11 protein-coding genes and 1 pseudogene are annotated in these 12,876 nt (G+C 72.2%); 5 read left to right on the top strand and 7 right to left on the bottom strand.

Translation table 11 applies throughout. The features are described 5' to 3' along the window. Positions 1–115 precede the first annotated feature (115 nt). Positions 116–961: a helix-turn-helix transcriptional regulator gene (locus tag RB628_RS08835; RefSeq protein ID WP_318319752.1), complete on the top strand. Its 846-nt coding sequence runs from the start codon at positions 116–118 to the stop codon at positions 959–961. Here RB628_RS08835 and RB628_RS08830 read toward each other — a convergent pair. Beyond that, on the bottom strand, positions 943–1,371 hold the full coding sequence (locus RB628_RS08830; RefSeq protein WP_318319751.1) for a hypothetical protein: 429 nt from the start codon (positions 1,369–1,371) through the stop codon (positions 943–945). The two genes, RB628_RS08835 and RB628_RS08830, sit on opposite strands and share 19 nt — an antisense overlap. A gap of 240 nt (positions 1,372–1,611) precedes the next feature. Here RB628_RS08830 and RB628_RS08825 point away from each other — a divergent pair, with 240 nt between their 5' ends. Further along, complete coding sequence (locus RB628_RS08825) at positions 1,612–2,475, top strand: helix-turn-helix transcriptional regulator (protein WP_318319750.1); 864 nt, start codon at positions 1,612–1,614, stop codon at positions 2,473–2,475. A 70-nt stretch (positions 2,476–2,545) separates the two neighbouring features. After that, positions 2,546–3,360, top strand: a pseudogene (locus RB628_RS08820) (SAM-dependent methyltransferase). Between the two features lie 82 nt (positions 3,361–3,442). Here RB628_RS08820 and dnaK read toward each other — a convergent pair. The 4 genes from dnaK to RB628_RS08800 form a co-directional block, all read right to left on the bottom strand. Then, positions 3,443–5,314 (bottom strand): molecular chaperone DnaK, encoded by a 1,872-nt coding sequence (dnaK, locus tag RB628_RS08815; protein WP_318319749.1) that lies wholly within the window; start codon positions 5,312–5,314, stop codon positions 3,443–3,445. Between the two features lie 146 nt (positions 5,315–5,460). Beyond that, a complete protein-coding gene (locus tag RB628_RS08810) occupies positions 5,461–5,889 on the bottom strand; it encodes an OsmC family protein (RefSeq protein WP_318319748.1) in 429 nt (142 codons plus the stop codon). Positions 5,890–6,182: 293 nt separating this feature from the next. Beyond that, positions 6,183–8,276: a phage holin family protein gene (locus RB628_RS08805; protein ID WP_318319747.1), complete on the bottom strand. Its 2,094-nt coding sequence runs from the start codon at positions 8,274–8,276 to the stop codon at positions 6,183–6,185. An 88-nt stretch (positions 8,277–8,364) separates the two neighbouring features. Next, a complete protein-coding gene (locus RB628_RS08800) occupies positions 8,365–8,799 on the bottom strand; it encodes a hypothetical protein (RefSeq protein WP_318319746.1) in 435 nt (144 codons plus the stop codon). Positions 8,800–8,921: 122 nt separating this feature from the next. Here RB628_RS08800 and RB628_RS08795 point away from each other — a divergent pair, with 122 nt between their 5' ends. Next, entirely contained in the window at positions 8,922–9,698 is a 777-nt protein-coding gene (locus RB628_RS08795) for an MBL fold metallo-hydrolase (RefSeq protein WP_318319745.1), read from the top strand. After that, positions 9,695–10,324: a DedA family protein gene (locus RB628_RS08790; protein ID WP_318319744.1), complete on the top strand. Its 630-nt coding sequence runs from the start codon at positions 9,695–9,697 to the stop codon at positions 10,322–10,324. Before RB628_RS08795 ends, RB628_RS08790 begins: the two co-directional genes overlap by 4 nt. A 117-nt stretch (positions 10,325–10,441) precedes the next feature. On the opposite strand, the gene RB628_RS08785 is transcribed toward RB628_RS08790, so the two are convergent. Next, positions 10,442–11,452 carry an MBL fold metallo-hydrolase gene (locus RB628_RS08785; RefSeq protein ID WP_318319743.1) on the bottom strand — a complete coding sequence of 337 codons (1,011 nt, stop codon included), beginning with the start codon at positions 11,450–11,452 and terminating at the stop codon, positions 10,442–10,444. Continuing rightward, positions 11,449–12,696 carry an aminotransferase class I/II-fold pyridoxal phosphate-dependent enzyme gene (locus RB628_RS08780; RefSeq protein WP_318319742.1) on the bottom strand — a complete coding sequence of 416 codons (1,248 nt, stop codon included), beginning with the start codon at positions 12,694–12,696 and terminating at the stop codon, positions 11,449–11,451. Before RB628_RS08780 ends, RB628_RS08785 begins: the two co-directional genes overlap by 4 nt. Positions 12,697–12,876: the final 180 nt, after the last annotated feature.

Here is a 12,876-nt window from a genome sequence, read left to right as displayed (position 1 = left end):
GTGCCACAGGCCGGGCGCTGCGGCCCAGGTCAGGCGAGTGCCCGATGGTCGCGCCAGGGACCGGGACGCTCGTTCGCCCGCGCTCTCCCCTCTGCTCCTCGACTACGGTCGTCGTATGACCACGGCCTCGACCGGCGGCGCCGCCCGCCCCACCACCCCCGCGGACAAGGCGCACCAGGGAGCCGGCCCGCTACTGCGTGCCTGGCGGGAGCGGCGGCGGGTCAGCCAGCTCGAACTGGCGCTGCGGGCCGACTCGTCCGCCCGTCACATCAGCTTCGTCGAGACGGGCCGCTCCCGCCCGAGCGAGGAGTTGCTGCTGCGGCTCGCGGAGCACCTGGACGTCCCGGTCCGTGAGCGCAACGCCCTTCTCCTGGCCGCCGGTTACGCCCCGCGCTACCGCGAGACCCCGCTCGACGATCCGGCGATGGAGTCCCTGCGCGACGGCGTCGAGCGGCTGATCCAGGGGTACGAGCCCTACCCGGCGTTCGTGGTCGACGCCACGTACGACGTCCTGGCCGCCAACCGGGGCATCCTGATGCTCCTCGACGGACTCCCCGAGTCCGTGCTGACGCCGCCGCTGAACGCGATGCGTCTGACCCTGCACCCGGAGGGCCTCGCCCCGCGCATCCGCAACCTCCCGGAGTGGCGCGGGCACCTGCTCGCCCAGATGGAACGCCAGATCGCCCTGCACCGCTCGGCACCGCTGCGCGCGCTGTACGAGGAGGTCGCCGCGTACCCGGTACCGGAGACGGAGGAGAGCCCGACGGCCCGGACGGACGACCCGGCGTCCGCGTTCGCGCTGCCGATGCGGATCGAGCACGAGGGCAGGCTGCTCTCCTTCATCTCCTCGATCTCGACCTTCAACACCCCGATGGATGTCACCGTCGCCGAGCTGGCCATCGAGACGCTCCTCCCGGCCGACCCGGCGACAGTCAAGTACCTTCACTCGACGATGAGTTGACGGGCTTTCAAGGACACGTGCTGCAGCACGGCGAACCCGGCCACGACGGCCGCCTGCAACAGCGCCCACACGGTCCCGGCAGTGCTCGGGGTGAGCCACAGAATCAGCGCGACGCAACTGAGCACCGCCCAGGCGAGGTTGACCTCGATGACCACCCGCACCGGCAGTGCGGAGGGCTGCCTGCGCGAGGCCAGCCCGCCGACGGCCCCGGCGTACACGGCCAGGACCAGGCCGAGTCCGAGCAACAGCCCTGAGCCGACGCCCAGGAAGCGGGCGAGCGGACCGGCCGCCAGCAGATAGGCGACCGCGTTCGTTCCGGTCACCAGTGCGTCCAGCGCCAGGAAGCGGCGCAGCATCACGTGCGGTTCGGCGGTCCGGGCGGCGAGTGCGGCGAGCTGGGGTGCGGACATGGCGGATCACCCTCCGTCGAGGTTGAGGTCGAGATTGGGGTCGCGGTTGAGCGGCGACCAGCGGAAACCCGGGTTCCGGACCGGAGTGCGCCGCCCCGGAACCCGTTGCCACCACTCTTCCGCGCGGGCCCGCAGGGGTCGATTACCTCCCGGGTAATCGCCGTGGCTCGAACCTGTCGGGCCGACAGCGGCACGTGACACACTGCTCGCTGTTGCTTCGGCGCGTAGGGGAGGCGTGGCGTGAGTGAGCGGCGGGCTGCGCCCACCGTCGGCCAGGTGGTGCTCGGGAGAAGGCTCCAGGAGCTTCGCGAGGCGGCCGGACTGAAACGGGAAGAGGCCGCGCGGGTCCTACGGGTGGCCTCGGCGACCGTACGGCGGATGGAAATGGCCGAGGTCTCCCTCAAAGTCCCGTACGTGCACGTGCTGTTGACGGCGTATGGTGTGCCCGAGGACGAGGTGGCAGTCTTCGTGGACCTGGCCGAGGAGGCGAACGAGCCCGGCTGGTGGCAGCGGTTCTCCGACGTCCTGCCGGACTGGTTCAGTCTGCATGTGAGCCTGGAGGGGTCCGCCCGGCTGATCCGCTCCTACGAACCGCACTTCGTGCCCGGCCTGTTGCAGACCACGGAGTACGCACGCGCCGTCATGGAGGCCGGGACGATCGGCCACGCCGGCCCCGAGGCGGTCGAGCGGCATGTGTCGCTGCGCATGGCCCGGCAGAAGCTGCTGACCCGCGAACATCCGCCCCATCTCTGGGTGATCATCGACGAGACGGTACTGCGGCGGCCGGTGAGCATCCGTGGCGAGGTCATGCGCGACCAGCTGGACCGGCTTCTCGACGCGTCGGAGAGCGGCCATGTCACCATCCAGGTCGCCGAGTTCAGGGACGGCCCGCACCCGGGCACGTCGGCGCCCTTCGAGCTGTTCCGCTTCGCCGAGCCGGAACTGCCCGACATGGTCTACACCGAGTATCTGACCGGTGCGCTCTATCTGGACTCCCGCCGGGAGGTCGCCTCGCATCTGGAGGTCCTGGACCACATGACGGCGGGTGCCGCGTCGGCCCAGCGCACCAAGGAGATCATCGCCGAGTACCGCGACGGCTACTGATCCGCTGATCCACCGGACCGACCTCGGGAACTGCACCACGAACACACGGGACTTGAGGAGCACACACCGCATGACCGCACCCGAGGGCGCGCCCACCCGTATCGACACCAGCAGACCCCACCCCGCCCGGGTCTACGACTGGTGGCTCGGCGGCAAGGACAACTACCCGGTGGACGAGGAGCCGGCTCTCAGATCCTCGCCGTGGACAGTACGGTGCTGCGCGGCGCGCGCGCCAACCGCCGGTTCATGCAGCGGGCGACGCGGACCGCCGCCGAGGCCGGGATCCGCCAGTTCCTGGACATCGGCACGGGCATCCCGACCGAGCCGAACCTGCACCAGGTGGCCCAGTGCGTCGCCCCCGAGTCCAAGGTGGTGTACGCGGACAACGACCCGGTCGTCCTGCGGCACGCGCAGGCCCTGCTGCACGGCACGCCCGAGGGCACGACCGACTACGTGCACGCCGACGCCCGCGACCCCGGGACGATCCTGCGCCTGGCCGCGGATTCCCTGGACTTCTCCCGGCCCGTCGCCCTGTCGCTGGTCTCGCTGACCCACTACCTGGGCGACGACGCCGACGGCGACGATGTGCGCGGCCTGCTCAAGGAGTACGTCGACGCGCTCGCGCCGGGCAGCTACCTGATCGTGTCCCAGGTCACCCCGGACCTCAGTCCCGAGGCCGTGACGAAGGCGGCAGAACACTTCCGGCGCAGCGGCACCCCCTCCTTCCCCCGCTCACTCGCCGAGTTCCACCGCTTCTTCGACGGCCTGGAACTGCTGGGCCCCGGCGTGATCCCGGTCTACGGCTGGCACCCGGACCCGGAGGACGTCGCGGCCCAGGCGGAGGGAGTCGTGCCGGTGTACGCGGGGGTCGCGCGGAAACCCTGAACGGGCGTGCGGTGCCGCGCCCCTTGGAGGGCGCGGGGATCTGCGCGATCAACCCCGGCGATCCCGCAGGCCGCACCACCGCCTACACCCGCTTCCCCCTCTCGGCACCCCCCTCTTCCCGCTCGTCATCAACAATCTCCGCATCCACCACCCCCTCGTCCTCCCCCGCCGAGGTATGCCCGGTACCGCTGTCCTCCGGCGGAGCCTGCTGCGCATACATCGCCTGCCCCATCCGCTGGCTGACGGTGGCAAGCTTCTCGACACCCGCCCGCAGTGCGCTGATGTCGGTCTCCCCGGAGAGCAGCCCCTTCACCTCGGCAACGGCCTCCGCGACCTCGGACTTCGCGTCCGTCGGCACCCGTTCCTCGTTGTCCCGTACGAACTTCTCGGTCTGGTAGACGAGTTGCTCGGCCTGGTTGCGCGTCTCGGCCGCCTCCCGGCGCCTGTGGTCCTCGTCGGCGTACTGCTCGGCCTCGCGCATCATGCGGTCGATGTCGTTCTTGGGGAGCGCGGAGCCGCCCGTGACGGTCATCTTCTGTTCCCGGCCGGTGGCCAGGTCCTTCGCCGAGACATGCATGATCCCGTTGGCGTCGATGTCGAAGGCGACCTCGATCTGCGGGACGCCTCGCGGCGCCGGCGGCAGCCCGGTGAGGTCGAAGACGCCCAACTTCTTGTTGTACGCGGCGATTTCACGTTCGCCCTGGTAGACCTGGATGCCGACCGAGGGCTGGTTGTCGGCGGCCGTCGTGAAGATCTCCGAACGCCGGGTCGGGATCGTGGTGTTGCGCTCGATGAGCTTGGTCATGATGCCGCCCTTGGTCTCGATACCGAGGGACAGCGGGGTGACGTCGAGGAGCAGGACGTCCTTCACATCACCGCGGATGACACCCGCCTGGAGTGTGGCACCCAGCGCGACCACCTCGTCCGGGTTGACGCCCTTGTGCGGGTCCTTGCCGGTGAGTTCCCTGACCAGTTCGGTGACGGCGGGCATCCGGGTCGAACCGCCGACCATGATCACATGGTCGATCGTGGCGAGCTGTGCACCCGCGTCCTTGATCGCCTGGTTGAAGGGGGTCCTGCAGCGATCGAGCAGGTCGGCGGTGAGCTCCTGGAACTGAGAGCGCGTCAGCTTCTCTTCGAGGTGCAGCGGGCCCTCGGCGGAAGCGGTGATGTAGGGCAGGTTGACGGTCGTCTCGGACGAGCTCGACAGCTCGATCTTCGCCTTCTCGGCTCCCTCCCGGAGCCGCTGCAGCGCCATCTTGTCGCCGCCGAGATCGATGCCGTGCTGCCCCCTGAAGCGTTTGACGAGGTGGTCGACGATCCGCTGGTCCCAGTCGTCGCCGCCGAGTTGGGTGTCGCCGTTGGTCGCCTTGACCTCGATGACTCCGTCGCCGATCTCCAGGAGCGACACGTCGAAGGTGCCGCCGCCCAGGTCGAAGACGAGCACGGTCTGCTCCTCGCCCCGGTCGAGACCGTAGGAGAGGGCCGCGGCGGTCGGCTCGTTGATGATCCGCAGCACCTTCAGACCGGCGATCTCCCCGGCCTCCTTGGTGGCCTGCCGCTGGGCGTCGTCGAAGTACGCCGGCACCGTGATGACCGCGTCCGACACGTCCTCGCCGAGGTACGCCTCCGCGTCCCGCTTCAGCTTCTGCAGGACGCGCGCGGAGAGTTCCTGGGCTCGGTAGCTGGTGCCGTCCACGGACCCCTGGTCGGGGAACCGCCAGTGCCCGTCGCCCATGTGCCGCTTGACGGAGCGGGCCGTGCGCTCCACGTTCGTCACGGCCTGCCGCTTGGCGACCTCCCCGACGAGCACCTCGCCGTTCTTCGCGAAGGCCACGACGGACGGTGTGGTCCTCGCTCCCTCGGCGTTCGCGACGACGGTGGGCTCACCGCCCTCCAGCACGGCCACCACCGAGTTCGTGGTCCCCAGATCGATTCCCACCGCACGTGCCATAGCTGTCCCCTTCCGCCAGGACGCTTCCCGCCCTCCACCACAAAACTTGAGTGCCTTCTTGTCAATCCTTCCTCCGGACCGGGTACCCGGAAACGACGATGCCGCGCACCTCGGAACGAGGAGCGCGGCAGGGGGCGTGCGAAACGTCAGGCGAGCTTCGCCGACAGCGTGATCGCCGTACCGGTCAGGGCCTTGCTGACCGGGCAGTTCTCCTTGGCGTCCTCGGCTGCGGCGACGAAGGCGTCCTCCTCCAGGCCCGGCACGGTGCCCTCCACCGTGAGGTGGATGCCGGTGATGCCCTCACCCGGCTGGAAGGAGACGTCGGCCGAGGTCACGAGCTTGGTGGCCGGGGTTCCGGCGCCCGCGAGGGCGTGCGAGAACGCCATGGAGAAGCAGCTGGAGTGGGCGGCGGCGATCAGCTCCTCGGGGCTGGTCCTGCCGTTCGCGTCCTGGGCGCGCGACGCCCACGTCACGGGCTGCTCGGCGATGGCCCCGGAGGAGTCGAAGGTGACAACGCCGTTGCCCTCCAGCAGGTTGCCTTCCCAGACGGTGTGTGCAGAGCGCGTGGTAGCCACGGTTCTTCCTTTCGCGTGTGGTCCCGATGCCGGGGTTCCGTACCCCCATCCGATCACACTCCGGCTCACTTCCGGCTCACTGCACGCGAAAGACCGACCCACGGGCGGTGAACGGCAGTCGAGCACCCTGCGGAAGCGGACAGGCGTGCTCGCGACGCCCCCCGCCACGGGCCGGTGCCCGGCTGCAGCACGGTTCCGCCGCGCCCATACACCCGGACCCGTTCGGCGATCTCGGTGACCGGCAGGTGAGTACGGAGGCGGAGGAGCGCAGCCGGATTCCGGACGGCCCGCGCTCAGGCGGCCCGCTGGTCCGAAGGGTCCCGGGGAGCCCCCAGCGGCACCTGCGGCCCGTTGCACTCGCGCAGCCAGCGCCGCAGTACGCGGTGGACGTGCTCGGCGCCCACCAGCTCCTCCCCCTCCTCGACCGCCGCCGACAACGCGACCGGTGCCAGCAGGAAGGGCCTGCCCTGGGCGCCGCCGAGCCCGCCGTGCGAGCCGATCTGTTCCTCGAAGGCGAGCACCTCGCCCTCGGCCGGGTCGTACCAGGAGTTGACCATGATGTCGGCGGTGTGCGGGAAGGAGTGCGTACGGCGCACCGCGCTCGCCGCGCCGGGCCCGAAGTCGGCCAGCGGACTGCCGTGTTCGTCGTCCAGCGAGTCCAGCCCATCCACCGGGATCTCCGCGCCGTGCGCGCCCAGCACCACCCCTCCGTGCTCCTCGCTGCGGACGAGGACGAAGCCGACGCCGGGATGGTTGGCGAGGGTGGTGAGCAGGGCGGGATGGCGCGCGTCGATCTCCTCCTTGGTCATGCGGTGATGCACGTCCGGGAAGGAGATGAGCCCGAGGTTGCCGGAGGCGAGCACCAGCGGTTCGGAGCGGCGGCCGGTGGGCACATGGTGTCCGCCGTTCTCCTCGACGGGCCGGCGCAGGGCGGCGCGTACGGCGGCCCGGGCCTCGGCCCCGCTGTGGGTGCGCCGCGCCCTGCGCGGCACGGGCAGCCCGCAGCCGGCCCGGACCAGGTCACCGAGGCTGAGCCCGTACCGCCCCCGGAAGGTCTCGCCGGGACTCTGCCCGTGGTCGGAGAGGAGGACGGTCCGGTACGGGCGCGGGGCGTGTTCGGCGACGTTCGCGATCAACGCGAGGGAACGGTCGAGGCGTCGGAGCACCTTCTCGGTGTCGCGGCTGTGCGGCCCGGAGTGGTGGGCGACCTCGTCGTAGGCGACCAGGTCGGCGTAGACGGCGGTGCGTCCGGCGAGCATGTCCCCCGTCACGGCGGCGACGACCACGTCCCGCTCGACGACGGTCGCGAAGGCGCGGATGAAGGGGTAGAGCCCGCCGCGCGCGACCCGCGGGCGCCGTTTCCGCATGCGGGCCGCCGTCGACTGGGCGATCTCGCGGCCGACCTCGGCGACGAAGGACAGGGCGGTGCGGACGGCGTTGGCAGGGTCGGAGAAGTACGCGAAGTAGCCCGCGCGGGAACGGTTCTCCCGGCCGCGCCGCCGCCCCGCGATGGACAGCACGAGGGCCTGCTCGTCAGCGCCGCCGCTGAAGAGGTTGCCCCGGCTGGCCCCGTCGACGGTGAGCAGTCCGCCGTCGCCGGTGCGTTCGACGGCCCGGCGCTGGAGTTCCGCGGCGCTGCTGGGCCGGTTGCAGACCATGACCTCCCCGCTGTCCTTCTCGTACCAGCGGAAGGCCGGGATGTCGTGGTTGGTGCCGTGCAGGATGCCGAGCTGGCTGGCGCCGGTCTGGCTGGACCAGTCGGCGCGCCAGGGGGTGAGCCGGTGGGTGGCACCCAGCCAGCCCGCCACGGTCGGCATCAGCCCCTTCTCCACGGCCCGCACCAGGACGTCGTGGCCGACGCCGTCGAGCTGCAGGAACAGCACGCCGGGCGTGCTGGGGCCCTTGAACCTTCGTGCGGTGCCGCGTCGGTCGGCGAGACGGTAGAGCCGTCTGCGGTAGGCGTCGTCGTCCCGTACGGCCAGTGCCGCGCCGGTCGCGGAGGCCACGGCGGACATCACTGCGGCGACCACCACCGCGGTCTCCGGGGCCGCCTCGGGGCGGTCGGCAGGCGTCAGCCGCAGCGCGACGAGCAGCAGACCGCCGTTCAGGAAGAAGACCAGCAGACCGAGTACGAGGGCGGGCACGAGCAGCATCAACCGGATCAGTACCGGCCAGGCCAGGGCCGACAGCAGCCCGAAGGCGCCGGCGCCCAGGGCCGCGGTGACCGCGATCCGGGTGGCACTGTCGCCGTCACCGGTGCGGATCTGGAAGTCCGGCAGGATGCCGGCGAGCACCAGCATCGTGAGCGTCGACACGGCCCACACCGCGACGCTCCGCCCGATCTGGCTGGCGATCCGCCGCCAGCGCCCCGCACCCACGTCCCGCACACCTCACGTCCCGGCCCGTCCCCACTGCTGGCCTGTGCCCACCCTGCCACAACGGGCGGGACGAGCCAGGCGTGCCCTCGGTGAAGGTTCAGCGGCCGTCGTACCCGGCGGTCGGCATGGACAGGCGTCGGTGGACCCGGGCCTTCATCTGGGCGTCGTACGACGGTTCCGCGCGGCCCACCGTCTCCACCCGCACCCCGCGCCGGGCGCACTCCGCGGTGAACTCGTCGACCGAGGTCAGCGCCTGCTCCAGAACCCGCCGGCTCGGCGCCACGAAGAGGTCGAGGCCCGCTTCGACGCCGTCCCACAGAGCGCAGTGGTCGGGGCGCAGACCCCGTACGAGCAGCTCCCGGCTGACGACATAGCCGCGCTCTGCGGCCCAGCGGGCGCACATCGCGTGCTGGCTGCGGGAGTCGACGAGGAAGGGCTCCTCGTCCAGCTCCTCCAGCGCCGTCAGACTGGCGATCGCGGTCACCCGCGGTACCGGGCCGGGCAGGCCTGCGGCGGCGTGCGCGTGTCCCATGGCGGTCCCCCTCAGCTCCGGGCTTCCCCGTTCACCTCAGGGTTTCCCCACTCGCCCCGGGTTTCCCGCCGACCCTACTCCTGCCCGTAGTCTTCGGGGAGTCGCGCGAAGGAGGCAAAGGGGTGCCGGTGGACATCACGTGGTGGGGGCACGCCACCTGTACGGTCGCGGACTCGGGCGTACGTGTGCTCACCGATCCCCTGTTCGTGCGCCGGCTCGCCCATCTGCGCCGTCGCCGGGGCGAGTTGCCGCCGCCCGGCGCATGGCGCGCGGACGTGGCGCTCGTTTCCCATCTGCACTCCGACCATCTCCACGTGCCCTCGCTCGCGCGCCTCGCGCCGGGCGTGCGCCTGATCGTGCCCCGGGGCGCGCCGAAGGCGGTGCCGGGTCTGTCGCGCCGACTGGCACATCTGCGGATCACGGAAGTGGCGCCGGGGGACCGCACGGAGGTCGGGGGCCTGGTCGTACGGGCCGTGTCCGCGCACCACGACGGGCGGCGGCTGAACCTGGGACCGCAGCGGGCTCCCGCGCTCGGCTATGTGATCGAGGGCGAGGCGCGGACGTATTTCGCCGGGGACACGGGCCTGTTCGCGTCGATGGCCGAGGAGGTCGGACAGGTCGACGCGGCGCTGCTGCCGGTGGGCGGCTGGGGGCCGTTCCTCGGAGAGGGGCATCTGAACGCGGAGCGGGCGGCCGAGGCCCTCGCCCGGTTGGCCCCGCGCAGCGCGGTGCCGGTGCACTACGGCACGTACTGGCCGATCGGGATGGACGCCGTGCGCCCCCATGAGTTCCATGCGCCGGGCGAGGAGTTCGTGCGCCTTGCGGCGGAGCGTACGCCCGCGGTCAAGGTGTACCGACTGGCACACGGGGAGAGCGTGCGCCTGGAGGTCGCGCCGTGACCGTGGTCCTGGCCGCCGCGGCGACCTCGGGGCAGGGATCGGCCCAGCAGGCGATCGGCTATCCGACGCTGTTCCTGCTGGTGCTGATCGGGGCTCTGGTGCCGGTGGTGCCGACGGGGGCGCTGGTGAGTTCGGCGGCCGTGGTGGCCTTCCACCAGGCCGCGCCGCTCGCCATGGTTCTGGTGTTCGCGGTGGCCTCGCTGGCCGCGTTCCTCGGCGATGTGGCGCTGTACTGGCTGGGCCGGCGCGGGATGGGCTCGAAGAACGGTTCGCGCTGGCTGGCCGCGATCCGGTCGCGGGCACCCGAGGACCGTCTCGCGCAGGCCCAGGAGAAGCTGAGCGAGAACGGGGTGACCGTCCTGGTCCTGTCCCGGCTGGTGCCGGCCGGACGTCTCCCGGTGATGCTGGCCTGCCTGCTGGCGAAGTGGCCGGTGCGCCGCTTCGCACGCGGTGACGTCCCGGCCTGCCTGGCCTGGGCCGCGACGTATCAGCTGATCGGCGTGCTCGGTGGTTCGCTCTTCGACGAGCCCTGGGAGGGCGTGGTGGCGGTGGTCGCGCTGACGCTGGCGATCAGCGCGGCGCCGAGCGTGTGGCGGCGGGTGCGCGGAGTCCGCGGAGCGGCCTGAGCGGGCGGCAGGGCCGGACCCGGGGCCCGGGCCGGGACCCGCGCGGCAGGGCCGTTCCGTGCGTCTCCCGCCCGCGCATCCGACCGTGCTCGGCACCCTTCCCGCCCGCGCATCGCGTCAGGCCAGCACCCGCGAACCGCCCACCGGCAGGTCCCACAGGTCCTCACGGGCCAGACCGGCCCTCTCCCAGGCCGCCCGCACCCGCGTCAGCGGTTCGAGGACCGGCTCGGCCGACAGGACGAAGGTCGCCCAGTGCATGGGCGCCATCCGGCGCGCGCCGAGGTCCACGGCGGCCCGGACCGCCTCCTCCGGGTCGCAGTGGACGTCGCTGAGCCACCACCGCGGGTTGTACGCGCCGATCGGCAGCAGCGCGAGGTCGATGCCCGGGTAGCGCTGCCCGATGCGGGCGAACCAGTGGCCGTACCCGGTGTCGCCCGCGAAGTAGACGCGCTGTCCGTCCAGGTCGGTGAGCACCCAGCCTCCCCACAGGGTGCGGCAGGTGTCGGTGAGGCCGCGCTTGGACCAGTGGTGGGCCGGTACGAAGTCGATGCGGACGCCGCCCAGTTCGGCCGTCTCCCACCAGTCCAGCTCGGTGACGTGGGTGAACCGGCGGCGCCTGAACCAGCGGCCGAGCCCGGCCGGCACGAACACCGGGGTGTCGCGCGGGAGTCTGCGCAGGGTCGGGGCGTCCAGGTGGTCGTAGTGGTTGTGGCTGATGACGACGGCGTCGATGCGCGGCAGCGCGCTCCAGGCGACGCCCACAGGGGTGATCCGGGCCGGTGTGCCCAGGATGCGGCGGGACCAGACGGGGTCCGTGAGGACGGTGAGCCCTCCGATTCGGACCACCCAACTGGCGTGCCCCGCCCAGGAGACGGCGAGCGTGCGCGCGTCCACGCGGGGCAGCGGGCCGGGTTCGAAGGGCAGGCGCGGGATGTCGGCGAGGCCCTCCGGGGTCGGCCGTAGCGCGCCCTCTCTGGCGAATCTGGCCATGCCCCTGAGGCCGGGCAACGGGGCGGTCAGCCGATCGGCGAAGGACCGCGGCCACACCCGGTGCCCGTGCGGCGGCTGAAGCACGTCAGCGTTGATGCTGGTGCTGGTGCTCGTGGTCGACTCGGACTGCTGCGTCATCGAGGAGACTCCCGTCGCTGAGCGTCGTCACAGAGATCATCGAAGGTCGATCCCAACAGGGTCAACGCACGTCGCACGTGGGGCAGTTCCAGGGGTTCGGGTGATGTGAGCGACTGCGCCCGTTCCTCGGGTGTGTCACCGAGCAGCGCCTCCGTGGCGAGCCGGACGCGCAGCGCCGCGAGGTCGTCCCCGAACCGGTGGCCGCCCGGCGCGGGCATCCCGAGCCGGGCGGTGAGGAAGTCCTCCAGTTCCTGGGCGTCACCGACGCCGTGGGCGCCGAGCGCACCGCGCAGGGGGCCGAGATCGACGTACAGATGGCGGCCGGACCTCGGTGGCTGGGCAAGACAGCCCGCGGCGATCACCACGCGATACGCGGCGGTGGCCACGCGCGCGTGCAGGCGTACGGCGGCGGTGAGGCGTTCGGTGACCGGCTTGGGCTCGCCGAGCGCGTAACCGGCCGCGGCGGCCACCGGTTCGGCGATCCGGGCGCCGAGCGCGGTGAGTACGTCGAGCACGCGCGCGCGTAGGGCGTCGCCGGAGCCGTTCGCGGGGAAGCGGGCGAGGGCGGCGGGCCAGCCCGGCGGCAGCAGCGCGCCGGACAGGTCGGTGACGACGGTGACCTCGTCGGGCAGCATCTCGGCCGGGCTGAGCAGCACGGTGTCGTGCGGCCGGTGCAGGGTGTCGCGCCAGGTCTCGTCGCTGACCAGGTGCAGTCCCTCGCCGACGGCGGCCTCGACGGTCTCGTGCAGGAGTTCGGGCGGCGCCACGGTGGCCGTCGGGTCGTCCGCCACGGACAGCACGAGCAGCCGGGGATCGCCTCCCTCGGCCCGCACCCTCCGTACGGTCTCCAGCAGGGCGTACGGGTCCGGCACGCCCCCGCACTCGGCCGACGTGCCCACGTGGAACACGGATCTGCCCAACGCCCGTACCTGGGGCGCCCACCAGGCCGCGCAGGGCCGGGGCACCAGGACGTCGCCGCCGATCGCGGCGGTCAGCGCGTGCAGCAGCGCCGGAGCGCCGGGGGCGGCGGCCAACCGGTCGGGCCGTGCGGGCAGTCCGCGCCGGGCCCAGTAGCCGCAGGCCGCGTCCAGGAGCGCCGGACCGCCGCCGGCGGGCTGGGCGTCGGGGCGGCCGGCCGCGGCGGCGAGCACGTCGGCCAGTTCGGGCAGTACGGGGAGTCCGTCACCGGGAAACGGCGGACCGTAACGGACAGGGCCGTGCCCCTGGGGATCCGTCCGCCGCATACGTACCTCCGCGCAGTTGCTGGTGCGGTGCCTGGTGCTGCTTGTGGCTTCGAGTACCCACAGTCACATGGACCCATGGGAACCCGCCCGGGTTGCTTCAGCCGCCGCGCAGACGGCGGCCTCCGCCGGCACGACGGCGAACACAGGCCGTACAAGAGCCCCGTCCCCGGCAACACCGGA

It is taken from the genome of Streptomyces sp. ADMS, assembly GCF_033441795.1.
GTDB lineage: Bacteria > Actinomycetota > Actinomycetes > Streptomycetales > Streptomycetaceae > Streptomyces.
The sequence above is the reverse complement of the archived record's forward strand: the minus strand, read 5'-3'. Positions and strand labels throughout refer to the sequence as shown.